Below are 14,159 nucleotides of genomic sequence, written 5' to 3'. Positions count from 1 at the left end.
GCTCGGCGGCCGACGCGGCATGTCCGTGCGCGACCGCGGCACCAGGCTGCTCATGGTCCTCACCGCGCTGGTCGTCCTGCGCGGCGTCCAGGCCGCCGTCGCCGGGCTGACCGTGCTGGCCGTGACGGTGTCGCGGCTTGAGCACCCGGCCCCCACGCTCCATCTGGCCCGGCTCGCCGAGGTCGAGCTCGCGCCGGCGACCGCCGTCACCGCGCTGACCATGATCGTGGTCTCCACGGGTCTCGCCGCCGCTCTGTTGCCCCGCCGCCAGCCGCTCGCGGCGTTCGCCGGGATCAAGGCGTTCGCGCTGATCGCCGCGTCGGCGCTCGCTGTTCTGTTCACGGCCGAGCCGGTCAGTATCCGGGCCGCCGTCGCCGGCTGCGGCGTCGGCATCGTCGCCCTGTTCTGGCCGGCGGCAAGGGACGCGGCCGGGCGGGTACTGGCCGCGATGGGCCTGCCTCACCCGCACGGCCGAGCCGGTGACCTCGTCCTCGCCGTGAAGATCGCGCTGCTGGTGGCGTTCGTCGCCCTTCCCGTCTGACAGCGCGCGGCACACGACGCCCGGCCGTCGTCCGCGCCCCGCGCCAGCCTTGATCCAGGTCCGCCCTCGGCGCACCCGAAGACGTCATGAGACCACCACTCAGCCAAGGAGACAGCGCACGATGCACCCCACGGCTTCCTCTCCCGCGTCCGTTCCCTCGCCCGTCTCTCCGCTGTCGACCGGGGGTGTCCCAACGACCACGCCGCGCGGCGTGCACGAGGTTCCCGGGCCGCCCGGCGGCGTGATGGCGACCGTGCGACGGCTGCGCGCCGATCCGTTGGCACGGTTCCCCGAGCTCCGCCGCGATTACGGGCCGCTGGTCCGGCTGGCCAGTTGGCCGGTGTCCGCCTTTCTCGTGTCCGACCCGGACGCGATCGCCGACGCGCTGGTGGGAAGCCACCGCCTGTACGCCAAGGGGGCCGTGGTCCGCGGCCCCGGCTCGCGCTCGACCGTCACGCAGCCGCTGACGTACCTGCTCGGCCAGGGTCTGTTGACCAGCGCCGGCGATACGCACCTCCGCCAGCGGCGGCTGATCCAGCCGCTGTTCCACAAGCAGCGGATCGCCGGCTACGGCGAGCAGTTCGTCGCCCTGGCCGACGCCGCCGCCGCGACCTGGCGGGACGGCCAGCGGCTGGACCTGCACGCGGAGATGACCGAGATGACGCTGGCGATCGTCGCCAGGACGCTGTTCGACGTGGATGTCGACGACCGCGTCATTGACGTGGTGCGGACCGCCGTCGGCGAGAACATGCCGGCCGCGCGCCGGGCCAGCCTGCCCGGCTTCCAGCGGCTGGAGCGGCTCCCACTACGGGCGGCGCAGCGGCGCCAGGACGCCCGCGCCGCGCTCGACAACGCCGTGTACGAGATGATCGCCGCCCGCCGCGCCGCCGGTGCCACCGGCACTGACCTGCTGTCCCTGCTGCTGGCCGCCCAGGACGCCGACACCGGCGAGCGGATGGACGACACCCAGATCCGCGACGAGGCGATGACCCTTCTGCTCGCCGGCCACGAGACGACCGCGAACGCGCTGGCGTGGACGTTCCACCTGCTCGGCAGCGAGCCGGCGGTGGCCGCGAGGCTGCACGAGGAGGTCGACGCGGTTCTCGGCGGCCGGCCACCCACGATCGACGACCTGCCCCAGCTGGCCTACACCAACGCGGTGTTCTCCGAGTCCATGCGGCTCTACCCGCCGGTCTGGGCGATGGGCCGCCATCTCGTCGCCGACCGCGAGGTGGCCGGATACCTGTTGCCCGCCGGGTCGACTCTGGTCTTCAGCCAGTGGGTGATGCACCGGGACGAGCGCTGGTGGCCGGACCCCGACCGCTTCGACCCGAACCGCTGGCTCGACAAGGCGACGGCGCACGACCGGCCCCGCTTCGCCTACTTCCCGTTCGGCGCCGGATCTCGCCAGTGCATCGGCAACAGCTTCGCGGTCGCCGAGGGTGTCCTGACGCTGGCCGCGATCGCCCGCCGCTGGTCGTTCACCCCGGCATCCGACACGCCGGTCGTGCCCGAGCCGCTGGTCACCCTGCGGCCCAAGGGCGGTCTGCCGATGGTGCCCCACCGGCGCCGGTGACGCAGAAGTCTCACGTGCCGCATCGGAACGCGTTTTCGGCCGATAGCGGCTTCTCCACCCGCTCGGCGTCCGACACCGCTGCGGTCGCCCGCGCCGCCATCCAACCACCCGCGCCTCACGGAAGGCTGGGCCGGCGTCGCCATCGTGGTCGCCGCGCGGCCGTCGGCGTCGGAGCCCACCTCCGCCCCGCCCCGGGCGCGCCAGCCTCGTCGCTCCCCTCGATTCGAGCTCGTGCGGCGGCACGTCCACGAGGCTTCGTCCGGGTGATAATGGGCATGTGACGGTCGATCTCCACGACAGCCGTATCGCCGAGATATGCCGGCGATACGGCGTAGCCGAGCTGTCGGTCTTCGGATCGGTGGCCCGCGGCGATGACTCCGCCGGATCAGATGTGGATCTCCTGTACGTGTTGGAGCCCGGTTCACGGTTGGGCTGGGAGATCGTCGACCTGCGCGATGAGCTCGAGATGATCCTCGGACGCCGGGTAGATCTGGTGCCGAAATCCCGACTGAAGTGGGTCATCCGTGACCAGGTGCTCGYGGAGGCGCAGATCCTGTATGCGGCGTGACGAGCTCTACCTGGTCGACATGATCGAGGCCGTGAAGGCCGCGACAACGTTCATCCGGGGAAGCGACGAGGCCACCTTCCTGGACAGTGATCTTCTGCAGAGCGCGGTACTCCAGAAGCTGCTGGTGATCGGCGAGGCGGGCRGCCGGGTGTCAGCGGAGATCCGGCAGCGATGGCCGCTACTGCCGTGGCGGTCGGTGATCGGCTTCCGGAACATCGCCGTGCATGCGTACTTCGAGGTCGACTGGTCGATCGTCTGGCGGATCACCACAACATCCCTGCCCGAACTTCGCGACCAGCTGACGGAACTTCTCACAGCAGAGTTCCCTCTCGTCGCCGACCAGCTCGACAGACCTCACTGAGGTAACAGTCGGCTCCCACGTAAGCGCTCAACCGCCTCGGAGACCGATCGCGGCCCACTGTGGCACTCCACCTGGTCCTTCCAGCCGAGCACGGCGGCGACCTCGCGCAACCACCAGTCTTCGACCACGTGCGGCAGCAGGATCATCGAGGGACGGGAACCGCAGAATGCGGCCAGGCACGAATAGTGGTCCGGCTCGACGCCGCCTCGTGTGCGGGTGAACTGACTGTTGAACTCGGCGACGTTGCCGACCTGGACGGTGCGCCTGCCGCCGCTCCAGGCCACCGACCACGACGGCTCCGGCCGGGGCGGCCAGGCGAGGAACACAGGCAAAGCATCGCCGGGCTCGCCACCAACGCCCCGTGAACGCCCTGGTTGCCATGGCTCCGCTCCCATGGCGAGGTAGAAGCCACCGGCGTGCGGATCGGACCTGACCGTCACCTGCACGAATCCCAGCTGACCTGCCTGCGCCAGGATCTCCTTCCAAAGCCGGCCTCCCACCCCAGTGCCGATCATCTCGGGTTCGACGAAGAGCAGGCCCAGCTCGCCATGCGGCGGCTCACCTTCCAGCGTTGCCACGCCCAGCAGTGAGCCATCTCGTTCCGCGACGATCGCGCGCCGGGCCGTGACATCCTCCGGCGCGATCCGTAGCTCGTTCTGGYAGGCGGCAAGGAATGCCTCGTCGTATCCCCACGATGCTTTGGACCGCATGACCAGGTCGCTMAGAACACCGGCCTCGCCCGGACGTGYCGCCCGCAGCCGCATACCTCCGCCTGTCTCATCATTCGACGACGCGTCTCAGTAGACCGAGTAGACCTCGGCCACCCACATGCTTCGCGGTCGCCGAGGGCGTCCTGACGCTGGCCGCGATCGCCCGGCACTGGTCGTTCACCCCAGCCACGGACGCCCCGATCGTGCCCGGATCACTGGTCACCCTGCGCACCAAGGGCGGCCTGCCGATGGTGGCCCACCAGCGCCGGTGAGAACCGCCGGTCCGCTCGTCACCGAGCCGGGTCGGAGCGCGGTGTCCGGCCGAGAAATGCCATCAGCCGCTGCGTCGGGTTCGCGTCCGCGGGAGCCGGGACCTCTGGCTGGAACAGGCTGTGGTCGTCGCCGGCACGCAACGCCGGGACGTATCGGCGGGCGACGTGGTCGGCGTGCGCGAACAGGTCGTCGGGCAGCTCAAGGACCGGCCTGCGAGTGGCCAGCGCGAGGTCCCAGCCGTGCACGATGGTCGCGAAAGCGCTGATGGCTAGCATCTCGACGGCGGGCAGCGGGCCGAGGATCGTGGTCAGCTCCCGCTCCGGGTCGGCGAGGTCGGCCCAGGCCGCCTGCGACCGGGTGATAGCCCGCTTCGCCGCCGCGGCCGGGTCGTCGCCCAGCAGGTTGGTACCAGAGAACATCATCTCGGCCGTCGGCGCCGCGCCGTCGTCGACCGCGGAGGCGAAGATCTCGATCCCGGCGAGGGTGTGGCTGAGTAGGGCACCGACGTCCCAGCCCGCGCACGGCGTCGGAAGGGCGAGCTCCTCGAAGGTGAACGACCCGACCAGGTCGACCAACTGGCGCTCGGCATCCACGAGGACGTCATAAGGGTTCACGTCAGCTCCTAAGCCATAGGCGATGGTTTTCTCCCGCGACCCGCGGACCTACGCTGGACCGGATCGCGGAGCCAGTCCCGAGAAACCGGCTGGCCAGCAGTGAAGCTAGGTCCTGCCGGCCGGAGCGGGTAGCCGCGACCTTGGAATGGAGCCATAACCATCATGAATGATCCACTGTGAACGTCGCGCACCTGCGGTATGCCAGGGCGGTCGTCCGAGAGGGGTCGTTCAGCGCCGCCGCGCGGGCCTGCGCGGTTACCCAGCCAGCGCTGTCCAACGGCATCGCCGTCCTGGAACGGACACTCGGCGGCCGGCTGTTCGACCGCACCACCCGCGGTGTGACCCTGACCCCGTTCGGGGAGCGGATGCTGCCRCTCGTCGAGACCGCCACCCGGGCGCTGGACACCGTCCGGGCGGAGGYCCGGCTGGCGGCGGCGGCGGGACCTCGGCCGCTGCGGATCGGAGTGTCGACATTGGTGGACCGCGATCTGCTGGGCCGCACCGTCGAGGTCGCCGGGACGGAGCTGATGCTGCGGGCGGCCCCCATGGCGCGACTGCACCGCGAACTCGCCGACTCCGCGCTCGACCTGGTCCTGGTTCCGGCGGTCAGCCCACCTGGCCTGGCCGCGCCGGACGCCGCCCGGGCCACGGTGGCCCGGGTGCCGATCGTGTTCCTGCCATCCGCCGGCCGCGCGGGCCACGGCTCAGGCGGAACGATCGAGCTGCGGGAGACCGCCACATCGCCGCTCATCCTGCCGACGGACAGCTGCGGACTGGCACCCTTCACCCGCCAGCTGTTCACCATGGCCGACATTCCGCTGCCGCGCTACCCGGGCGAGGCGGAGGACTGCCGCGTCGTCCAGGACTGGGTCGCGCTCGGTCTGGGCTCCGCGCTACTGCCGGGAAGCAAGGTGACGGACAGCGTCCCGGCACGGCCAGTGGTGCTCGACGGCACGCCGATCAGCATCGCCTACGAGGCGCGCTGGCTGCCCAGTTCTCCACCTCACGCCGAGATCACGCGCGTCGTCCGAGCACTCGCCGACCCAGCGGCCGGCAAGTCCTGACACAGCGTCCGCCGGGTCGGGTTCCGGGTCATGGACTCGAATCCTGAACTCGCCCACCGGGCCGACGCGACCCACACGGTTCTCATGCTCGCGCCGCTCCCCGCCACAGCGATCGCCCTCGCCGTCCTCGGCCAGGTCCCGACCTACCGCGACCTGGCCGGCGTCGCCCTCGTCATCGCCGGCGTCGTTCTCCATCAGCCGGCTGCGAACCCGCCTGTCCCGGCGTCACGCCCAGCAGCCAACGAAACCAAGATTCGTCATGTCAGGGTTGAATGATCAAAGATCTGGCGGATCAGGGCAGCAGGAGGGTCTTCCCGATCGTGCTACGGGTGTCTATGGCGGCGTGGGCGGCGGCCGCGTCCTCTAGCGGGAAGGTCTGCCTGATGGTGGTCCGGATGGCTCCTCCGGCGGCGAGGTCGAGCGCGCGTTCGGTGAGCGTGAACAGGTCGTCGGCGGTGGCCCCGATCGCGGCGAGGGGAATGGTGGTCACTCCGCGTTTGGACGCCGCTTCGGCATCGATCAAGCCCCAGCTTCCGCCTGCCGCTCCATGAGAGAGGTAACGGCCATCGGGTCGTACCCGAGGGAAAAGGACGGCGGTGATGTCCGCGCCGATCCCGTCGAAGACGACATCCACGCCGCCCGGCGCGGCCGCGTCGAGGCCGGCGGCCCAGTCCTCGTCGCGGTAGCTCACGGTGGCGTCGGCGCCGAGGCCGCGAGCGTGGTCGAGTTTGCTGGTGCTGCCCGCGAGGGCGATCACCCGCGCGCCCGACGCCTTCGCGAGTTGGACGAGGATGCCGCCGACGCCACCGGCCGCCGCGGTGACCACGGCGACCTCGCCTGGTTGGATGCTCGCGGCCCGGTGCAGGCCGACGGCGGTGCGGCCGTCGGCGAGCAGCGCGGTCGCTTCGGGAACGGTGAGCTCGCGGGGAACGCGGTGCAGGTCCGCCACCCGTGCGAGGGCGAGACTGGCGTAGCCGCCGGCGCCTCCCGTGGTCGTGACGATGCGGCTACCAAGCCAGGCCGGGTCCACGTCCGGCCCGACCCGGTCGACGACCCCGCCGACGCCGTTGCCGAGGACCGCGGGGAAGGCGGCCGGCGGGCCGATGGGGCTTCCGGCGCGGATCAGGGTGTCGATGAAGGTGATCGCCGCGGCCTCGACCGCGACGCGGACCTGCCCGGTGGCGGGTTCCGGGTCGGGCAGCGTGACCGGGCACAGCACGTCGGGGCCGCCGGCGCGATCAGCGACTATGGCTCGCATGTCATGGACCTCGATGCTGGGTTCGGGGTATCGGATGATGTCTGGGGACGGGGTGGCTTCAGAGGCAGGAGGAGGACGACGGGGAGAGTGGCGGCGACGAAGCCGAGTGCCCACGCGAAGGTGTGCGCGAACGCCCTGGCGACGGCGCTGTGGTCGGTGGCCGTGTCGACCGCGCCGGCCGCGCCGGCCGCGCCGGCCGCGCCGAGTCGGTGATGGAGGATGAGCGCGATGACGACGGTGCCGAAGGAGGCGCCGATGCGCTGCACGACGTTCAGCAGACTTGTCGCCCGCGGGATCGCGGCCGGGTCGACATCTCGGTAGCTRGTCGCCCAGACGGCCACCCCGATCGCGCCGAGCCCGGCTCCGAGAGCCACGAGTCCCGCGGAAAGGACAAGGACGGGCGCGGCGGCGGCGACGACGAACACCGCGACGCCGGCCCCGGCCAGGAACACGCCCGCGACGGCCACGACCCGCGGGCCGGCCTGATCCACCGAACGCCCGGAAGCCCACAACGAGGCCATCATCCCGAGGCCCTGCGGGGCCAGGAGCAGCCCGGCCTCGGTCGCGGTGAGACCTCGCGCCTGCTGGTAGAACAGCGGCAGGAGCAGCATGGGGCCGTACAGGCACGCCCCCGAGAGGAACATCAGCGCTGTCGCGGCGGAGAACGACCGATGTCGGAGCAGCCTCAGGTCGATGAGCGCGCGATCGCCCGCGCGTAGGGCGTGCAGCGCGAAGCCGGCGAGGAGGACCGCCCCGCCGGTGAGCAGCACGATCGGACGCGCCGGCGCGGTCCCCCACCCGCTCGTCGCGGACAGCCCAGCCAAGATCGCTACGACCGCCGGCACCAGCAGTAACGCACCGGGAAGGTCCAGCCGCGCGCCGTCCCGGCGCTCGGCCGCGCGCAGGTGCCGAGAGGCCAGCAGGAGCGCGGCCAGGCAGACGGGGACGTTGACGAGGAAGATCCACCGCCAGCCGAGCGAGTCGAGGATGACCCCACCCAGCACCGGGCCGAGGATCGGGGCGAGCTGCCCAGGAATGCCGATCAGTCCCATGGCCCGGCCGATCCGCCGCGGTCCCGCCGCGCGAGCCAGGATGGCCTGAACCAGCGGCAGGACCAGTCCCCCGCCGAGTCCCTGGACGACCCGGAAGACGATCAGGCTCTCGATCGACCACGCCGCCGCGCACAGGACCGAGCCCAGCAGGAACAGCCACAGGGTCGTCAGCCACACCCGGCTGGCGCCCCACCGGTCGGTCAGCCAGCCCATCATCGGGATCGCCGCGGCCATCGCCAGCAGATATCCCGTCGTGGCCCACTGCGCGGTCGCGACTGAGGTGCCGAACGCCGCCGCCAGGTCGTCGATGGCGACGATGACGATCGTCGTGTCGAGCAGGGCCGCGGCGGCGCCGACCAGCAGCACGCCCATGAGCAGGAGCAGATCGCGGTCCATCCGCTCCGGCTCGTCCGATATTGCTGGCATGCCAACTACCGTACACGTAGTTGGCATGCCAGCAATATCGGTACGATCAGGCCGTGGGGAATTCGCCGAACGACGACCGGGCCGCCCAGGGCACCACGCCACCGAGGCACGTCGGCACCAGCATCGACGGCGCGCCCGTCGGCTCGTTGCTGCTGCAGGTCCTGCGCGCCCACGCGCGGGTGGGTACCGAACTTCTCACCGAGGCCGGCGTCACCCCGCCCCATGAGATCGTGCTGCTCTACCTCGATGGCCGCGGCCCGGTACCGCAGACCGAGCTCGTCCACTATCTGGGCCGCGACCGCTCCACCGTCACCGCCACCCTCCAGGCGATGGAGCGCGCCGGCCTGGTGGCACGCCAGCCATCGCCTGACGACGGACGCGCCATGATCGTCGAACTCACCGAAAAGGGCACCGCCGTTGTGCCGCGGGCGCGGGCCGCCTGGCACGAGCTCGAACGCCGCACGACGCACTCCCTCAGCCCGTCACAGCAGGCGGATCTGCTCATCGCGCTCAGGACCATCCGAGACGCTCTCAACGCGAGCCCCCACGCCTGAGGCTCGCCCTCCTCACACGGTTCCTTACGGGCTTCGAAAGCGTGCTTGTCGACGCGAGATCGTCCCAAGGACCCAGGACGTCGTCACACCTGTCGACGGCGTCCACGACCTCCCGCGGCCGATCACCTTGACTTCAACCTCAGTAGAGGTTCTAGCGTGATCGCGAGTTCGAAATGGTGCCGTACGGCGCCGGGACACGCGACACCGTCCCGGAGGAAGAGGGATAATTATGGTCACGGGCCTTACGGAGTACCCGGACGAGGTGCTGGCGGCGCAGCCGATCGGGTACTGGAGCGGCGAGGCCTACCGCCGGGTCGTCGGCCGGATCCGCGCGGATCTGGCAACCGAGGGACTCACCCAGCCACACTGGTGGATCCTCAACCACGTCGCGGGCGACCCCGCGGGGTGGGACCGCGCACGCCTCATCCACCGACTTGCCCGGTTCGACGATCTCGACATCGATTTCGACGGTGTCATCGACGATCTGCTCAACCGCGGCTGGATGACGCAGTCACCGGTCGATACCTTCGTCATCACCGAGGCGGGCGAGGCGGGGCGGACCCGCGCCGCCGACCGCGCCCGGCAGGCGCAGGCTCAGATCCACGCCGGCATCGCCCCGCACGAGTACGTGGCCGCGCTCAACGTGCTGCGACGCATGATCGCGAACCTCGACGGAGACGCGGATCTACCCTGAAGCGGATTCCTTTACCTCCCCGGCTGGACCTGTCAGCGTGGACGCGTGCGGGCGCTGATCAAATACTGTGCGACACCGGCCGGCTCTGTCGCCTATTCGACAATGGGGTCGGGGCCGGCGTTGTTGTGCGACTCGGGCTGGATCACCCATCTGCGTGGGCAGCTGGACCTTTTTTCCTTTGGCGCGTTTCTCGAGCGTCTGGCGCGGCATTTCACGGTGATCCGCTTCGACAAGCCCGGCTGCGGCCTGTCGGATCGGGACGGCGTCGATCTCTCGTTCGACGGGCAGGTGGCCGCGGCGCTGGCGGTGGCCGACGCGGTGGGCACGCGCCGTTTCCGCCTGTTCGGCGCCTCGCAGGGCGGTCAGCTCGCGGCCACGATCGCGGCGCGGCACCCGGAACGGGTCGAGGCGCTCGTGGTCTACGGCATGTGCGCCAGCGGCCGGGATCTGGCGCCCGCCGACGTCAGGACCTCGGTCGTGGCCCTGGTACGGGCGCACTGGGGCATGGGGATACAGGCGCTGACACACGCCTTCGTCACCGATCCCACCGCCGACGAGATGGCGGCGTTCGTCCGGTTCCAGCGAACGAGCGCCTCCGCCACCGTGGCCGCCCAGCTGCTCGAGGTGTACTACGACACGGACATCCGAGGGCTGCTCCCCATGGTCCGGACGCCGACCGCGGTCCTGCACCGCGAAGGCGACCGAGGTACCAGGTTCGACCTGGGCCGCGAGGTGGCCGCCGGTATCGCCGGGGCCACGCTGATCCCGCTGCCAGGCTCCAGCCATCTCTACTACCACGGCGAATGGGAGGCGGTCCTGGACGCGGTACTCACCTTTCTGGCCCAGCCGTCGCGCAGGGGGCAACGGCTGACGGACCGCGAGTTCGAGATCGCCGAGCTCGTGACCGAGGGACTCACCAACCATGCCATCGCCGGCCGGCTGTCCGTCGCCCCGCGAACGATCGAGACGCACGTGGAGAACATCCGGCGGAAGCTGCGGGTGAGCTCACGCGCCCAGATCGCGGCCTGGACCACCGAGCAGCGGCTGCGCCAGCACCTCTGAGGGATGGAGGGGCCAAGAGATCKAGGGATCGAGGGATCGGTTGAACACCCGATAGCCGCGCCCGCCATCCGTGCCCGCACCGCGGCGAAGGGGCACTGTGCCGGTAGTTCACCCGATGGGCGGCCCGGCGCGGCGGTCCTAGCGTCGACCTCATGTCACACGCTTCGATCCCGACGCCCCCAGCAGCCGTCGGGAGACAGCCACCGCGCGCGGCGCCGCCCACTCCGACGGTCCCGTCCCGATTCCGTGGTCCGGCCGAGAGGGCCGTGTGATGACGGTGCGGCGCGGGGTGGGGCTCACACCCATGGAGACCCGGCGGGACGTCATCGTCCGGGCCGCGGTGCTGGCCGAGGAGCTGGGTTACGAGAGCTTCGCGGTACCCGAGGGCTGGGGTCTGGACTCCACCCCGGTCGTCACCGAGATCGCGCTGCGCACCACCCGTATCCGGCTCGCGTCGGGCGTCCTGTCGGTGTGGGGGCGTACCCCGGCGACGCTGGCGATGACCGCCGCCACCCTGCACCAGATCTGCGCGGGGCGCTATCTGCTCGGCCTGGGCGCCAGCACGAAGGCACTGGTCGAGGGATTCCACGACACCCCGTTCGAGCGTCCGGCCGCCAGACTGCGCGACGTCGTCACCCAGGTCCGCGCGCTGCTCGCCGGCGAGCCAGCCCAGCTACGCCGCCTCCCCAGCGCGCACCCGCTGCGACTGGGCCAGCCACCCACCTCCGAGGTGCCCATCTGGGTCGCGGCGCTCGGCCCGCGCGCGATCCAGGTGGCCGCCGAGGTCGGCGACGGCTGGATCCCCGCGTTGATGGCCCGGGACCGCCTCGCCGCCGCGGCGGAACAGCTCGATAAGACGCGCGCGACCGTCGCCGCGCACCGGACGGCCCTCACCGTGGCCACCGGGCCGATCACGGTCGCCGACGAGAACCCCGACACGGCCAGGGACATCGCCGCCACGTGCACCGCCTGGTACCTGACCGCCATGGGCGGCGTCTACGCCCGGTCGGTGTCCGATCAGGGCTACGCCGAGGAGGTCAACGCGATCATGGCCGCCAACCCGCGGCCGAGCCCGCGACGCGGGATAGTCCCGGCCTCCGCCCAGCCCGTACTCGACCAGCTCGCCGCCTACGGAACCGGCGATCAGGTCGCGGAGCAGCTCAAGGCGTGGGACCAGGCGGCCGACGTCGTCACCATCCTGTTGCCACCCGGCCTGCCCTGGGCCACCATCGAGGCCACTCTCGTCGCCGCGGCACCACCGGCCGGGTTGAAGGACTGAGCGCCGCCTTGCGTCACACAGCCGCCGTCCAGATCCTCAGGTTCTGTCCAGGTCTTCCGATGAGGAGTCGTGATGGGCTTCTATGACGACCAGGTGCTGCCCCGGATTACCGACCTCGCCCTCGGCAGGCCGATGGAGCAGACCCGGGCGCGCGTCACGACCGGGCTGTCCGGCGAGGTCCTGGAGATCGGTTTCGGGTCGGGACGTAACATTCCGCATCTTCCGGTGGGCGTCACTCGCCTGCTGGCGGTGGAGCCCGCCGTCGTCGGACACAGGCTCGCGGCGTCTCGCATCGCCGCGGCGCCCTTCACGGTCGAGTTCGTCGGCGACGATGGCCAGGCGTTGCTCCTTCCGGACGCGTCGGTCGACCATGTGCTCACGACCTGGACACTGTGCACCATCCCCGACGCCGAACAGGCGCTGCGCGAGATCCATCGAGTACTGCGGCCCGGCGGCACGATGCACTTCACCGAGCACGGCCACTCACCCAGACCCGGAGTAGCCCGCTGGCAGGACCGGCTCACGCCTGGCTGGGGCAGGATCGCCGGAGGCTGCCACCTCAACCGCCGCATCGACGACCTGATCGAGAAGTCCGGACTGACCCTGGAGTCGGTAAGGACGTACCAGATGGGCGGAACGGCGCGGCTCGGCTTCGCCTACGAGGGCGTCGCGTCGAAGCGGATCCTCTGACTCGCCCGTCGAACTACGCGAGCGCGGCGGCGACCTCGTCAAGGCGCGCGCCGCGGGAGGCCTTGACGAGTGCCACCTCGCCGGCAGCGAGGTGGCCGCGCAGCCAGTCGACGGCCGCGTCGTTGTCGGCCAGCGCCACCGCCCGCTCTCCCGCGCCGTCGGCGATCGGCCGGGCGGCCTCGCCGACCGCGACCACCACGTCGGCCCGGGAGGCGGCGTACTCCCCGACGGCGCGGTGCTCGGCCTCGCTGACGTCGCCGAGCTCGCGCATCTCGCCGAGCACGGCGAAGCGGCGGCCGCCCTCGATCGCCGCCAGTGCGTCCAGGGCGGCGCGGACCGAGTCTGGGTTGGCGTTGTAGGAGTCGTTGAGCAGCGTCGCGCCGCAGGCGAGGTCACGCGGCTCCATGCGCCACTTCGACAGCGAGACGGTGGCCAGCGCCGCCGCGGCGACGTCGAGGGGCACGCCGGCCGCCAGCCCCGCCGCCACGGCGGCCGACGAGTTGAGCGCCTGGTGGCCGCCCACGAGCGGCAGTGCGACATGAGCCGAGACATCGGCGGCCCGCAGCGTGAAGGACGGCCGGCCGCGCCGGTCCAGCACCAGGTCAAGCACCCGTACGTCGGCGTGCCCGGACCGGCCGAAGGTCAGTACCGGACCGTCGGTGAGCGAGCGCATCGCTACCACTCGGGGATCATCCGCGTTGAGGACGGCGGTGCCGCCCGGTGCCAGCCCCCGCACCAGCTCGCCCTTGGCCCTGGCGATGGCCTCGCGTGACCCGAACTCGCCGAGGTGGGCCTTGCCGACGTTGAGGACGACGGCGAGGTCGGGCGCGACCAGGCCGGTGAGCGCGGCGATGTCGCCGACGTGGCGGGCGCCCATCTCAAGGACGAGGAACCGGGTGGTCGCGGCGGCGCGCAGCATGGTGAGCGGTACGCCGAGCTCGTTGTTGAGCGAGCCGATCGTGGCGATCGTCGGCGCGGCGCTCGACAGCACCGCCGCCAGCAGGTCCTTGGTGCTGGTCTTGCCCTGGGAGCCGGTCAGCCCGACAACGGTCAGCCCGTCACGCAGCCGGGCCACGAGGTGGGAGGCGAGCGCCCGCAGCGCGGCCTGGGCGTCCTCGACGACGACGGTGGGCAGCTCCGTGGGCCGGGAGCCAAGCACGGCCACCGCACCGGACCGGCCGGCCTGGCTGGCGTGGTCATGGCCGTCGGTGTGCTCACCGGCGAAGGCGACGAAGAGGCCGCCCGGCTCGGCCTGCCGGCCGTCAAGCACGGCCGGGGCGTTCACCGTCACGGTGTCGTCGCCCTCGACCGTCCCACCGGCGACCGCGGCGATCTCGGCGAGGCTGAGCGGGATCATGGCTCGGGACGCTACCGACAAGCGGCATATCGTCGGCGTATCGAAAACCGCATACGCGTCGGCAACACCACGCTGCCTTG

The 14,159-nt window shown here is 71.3% G+C and carries 16 protein-coding genes; 11 read left to right on the top strand and 5 right to left on the bottom strand.

The annotated features are described in order from the left end of the window. The first annotated feature begins 19 nt into the window (after positions 1 to 19). The 4 genes from BL253_RS23660 to BL253_RS23645 all read left to right on the top strand — a co-directional run bounded on the left by BL253_RS23660 (position 20) and on the right by BL253_RS23645 (position 3,046). On the top strand, positions 20 to 541 hold the full coding sequence (locus BL253_RS23660) for a histidine kinase (protein WP_076819310.1): 522 nt from the start codon (positions 20 to 22) through the stop codon (positions 539 to 541). A gap of 121 nt (positions 542 to 662) precedes the next feature. Beyond that, entirely contained in the window at positions 663 to 2,117 is a 1,455-nt protein-coding gene (locus BL253_RS23655) for a cytochrome P450 (RefSeq protein ID WP_081438608.1), read from the top strand. A gap of 277 nt (positions 2,118 to 2,394) precedes the next feature. Further along, positions 2,395 to 2,685: a nucleotidyltransferase family protein gene (locus tag BL253_RS23650; RefSeq protein WP_076819309.1), complete on the top strand. Its 291-nt coding sequence runs from the start codon at positions 2,395 to 2,397 to the stop codon at positions 2,683 to 2,685. Then, positions 2,675 to 3,046 carry a HepT-like ribonuclease domain-containing protein gene (locus tag BL253_RS23645; protein WP_076819308.1) on the top strand — a complete coding sequence of 124 codons (372 nt, stop codon included), beginning with the start codon at positions 2,675 to 2,677 and terminating at the stop codon, positions 3,044 to 3,046. The genes BL253_RS23650 and BL253_RS23645 overlap by 11 nt, the downstream gene beginning before the upstream one ends. On the opposite strand, the gene BL253_RS23640 is transcribed toward BL253_RS23645, so the two are convergent. Next, the gene (locus tag BL253_RS23640; RefSeq protein WP_198946372.1) at positions 3,040 to 3,756 is read right to left on the bottom strand and encodes a GNAT family N-acetyltransferase; all 717 of its coding nucleotides are present in this window, start codon (positions 3,754 to 3,756) and stop codon (positions 3,040 to 3,042) included. The genes BL253_RS23645 and BL253_RS23640 overlap by 7 nt on opposite strands. A 290-nt stretch (positions 3,757 to 4,046) precedes the next feature. Then, positions 4,047 to 4,643 (bottom strand): TIGR03086 family metal-binding protein, encoded by a 597-nt coding sequence (locus tag BL253_RS23630; protein ID WP_076819305.1) that lies wholly within the window; start codon positions 4,641 to 4,643, stop codon positions 4,047 to 4,049. Between the two features lie 176 nt (positions 4,644 to 4,819). Here BL253_RS23630 and BL253_RS23625 point away from each other — a divergent pair, with 176 nt between their 5' ends. Together BL253_RS23625 and BL253_RS23620 are read left to right on the top strand one after the other, a co-directional pair. Beyond that, on the top strand, positions 4,820 to 5,707 hold the full coding sequence (locus BL253_RS23625) for a LysR family transcriptional regulator (protein WP_076819304.1): 888 nt from the start codon (positions 4,820 to 4,822) through the stop codon (positions 5,705 to 5,707). A gap of 30 nt (positions 5,708 to 5,737) precedes the next feature. Then, the gene (locus BL253_RS23620) at positions 5,738 to 5,983 is read left to right on the top strand and encodes a hypothetical protein (RefSeq protein WP_076819303.1); all 246 of its coding nucleotides are present in this window, start codon (positions 5,738 to 5,740) and stop codon (positions 5,981 to 5,983) included. A 16-nt stretch (positions 5,984 to 5,999) separates the two neighbouring features. Here the strand turns inward: BL253_RS23620 and BL253_RS23615 are convergent, their stop codons facing one another. Then, entirely contained in the window at positions 6,000 to 6,965 is a 966-nt protein-coding gene (locus tag BL253_RS23615) for a zinc-binding dehydrogenase (RefSeq protein WP_076819302.1), read from the bottom strand. Further along, positions 6,953 to 8,443, bottom strand: a complete 1,491-nt coding sequence (locus tag BL253_RS23610) for a DHA2 family efflux MFS transporter permease subunit (protein WP_076819301.1) — start codon at positions 8,441 to 8,443, stop codon at positions 6,953 to 6,955. Before BL253_RS23610 ends, BL253_RS23615 begins: the two co-directional genes overlap by 13 nt. 53 nt (positions 8,444 to 8,496) lie before the next feature. Between BL253_RS23610 and BL253_RS23605 the strand changes: the two genes are divergently transcribed. The 5 genes from BL253_RS23605 (at position 8,497) to BL253_RS23585 (ending at position 12,722) form a co-directional block, all read left to right on the top strand. Further along, complete coding sequence (locus BL253_RS23605; RefSeq protein WP_241835048.1) at positions 8,497 to 8,997, top strand: MarR family winged helix-turn-helix transcriptional regulator; 501 nt, start codon at positions 8,497 to 8,499, stop codon at positions 8,995 to 8,997. Between the two features lie 229 nt (positions 8,998 to 9,226). Further along, positions 9,227 to 9,691: a MarR family transcriptional regulator gene (locus BL253_RS23600; RefSeq protein ID WP_076819299.1), complete on the top strand. Its 465-nt coding sequence runs from the start codon at positions 9,227 to 9,229 to the stop codon at positions 9,689 to 9,691. Positions 9,692 to 9,811: 120 nt separating this feature from the next. Beyond that, complete coding sequence (locus tag BL253_RS23595; RefSeq protein WP_081438620.1) at positions 9,812 to 10,753, top strand: alpha/beta fold hydrolase; 942 nt, start codon at positions 9,812 to 9,814, stop codon at positions 10,751 to 10,753. Between the two features lie 271 nt (positions 10,754 to 11,024). Further along, positions 11,025 to 12,032, top strand: coding sequence for an LLM class flavin-dependent oxidoreductase (locus BL253_RS23590; protein WP_076819297.1), 1,008 nt, complete (start codon positions 11,025 to 11,027; stop codon positions 12,030 to 12,032). 72 nt (positions 12,033 to 12,104) lie between these two features. Then, positions 12,105 to 12,722, top strand: a complete 618-nt coding sequence (locus BL253_RS23585; RefSeq protein ID WP_076819296.1) for a class I SAM-dependent methyltransferase — start codon at positions 12,105 to 12,107, stop codon at positions 12,720 to 12,722. Between the two features lie 13 nt (positions 12,723 to 12,735). Here the strand turns inward: BL253_RS23585 and BL253_RS23580 are convergent, their stop codons facing one another. Beyond that, positions 12,736 to 14,079: a UDP-N-acetylmuramoyl-tripeptide--D-alanyl-D-alanine ligase gene (locus BL253_RS23580; protein ID WP_076819295.1), complete on the bottom strand. Its 1,344-nt coding sequence runs from the start codon at positions 14,077 to 14,079 to the stop codon at positions 12,736 to 12,738. Positions 14,080 to 14,159: the final 80 nt, after the last annotated feature.

It is taken from the genome of Pseudofrankia asymbiotica (genome assembly GCF_001983105.1).
Taxonomy (GTDB): Bacteria; Actinomycetota; Actinomycetes; order Frankiales; family Frankiaceae; genus Pseudofrankia; species Pseudofrankia asymbiotica.
Note: the sequence above shows the minus strand (reverse complement) of the source record. Positions and strands in the feature narration are given on the sequence as shown.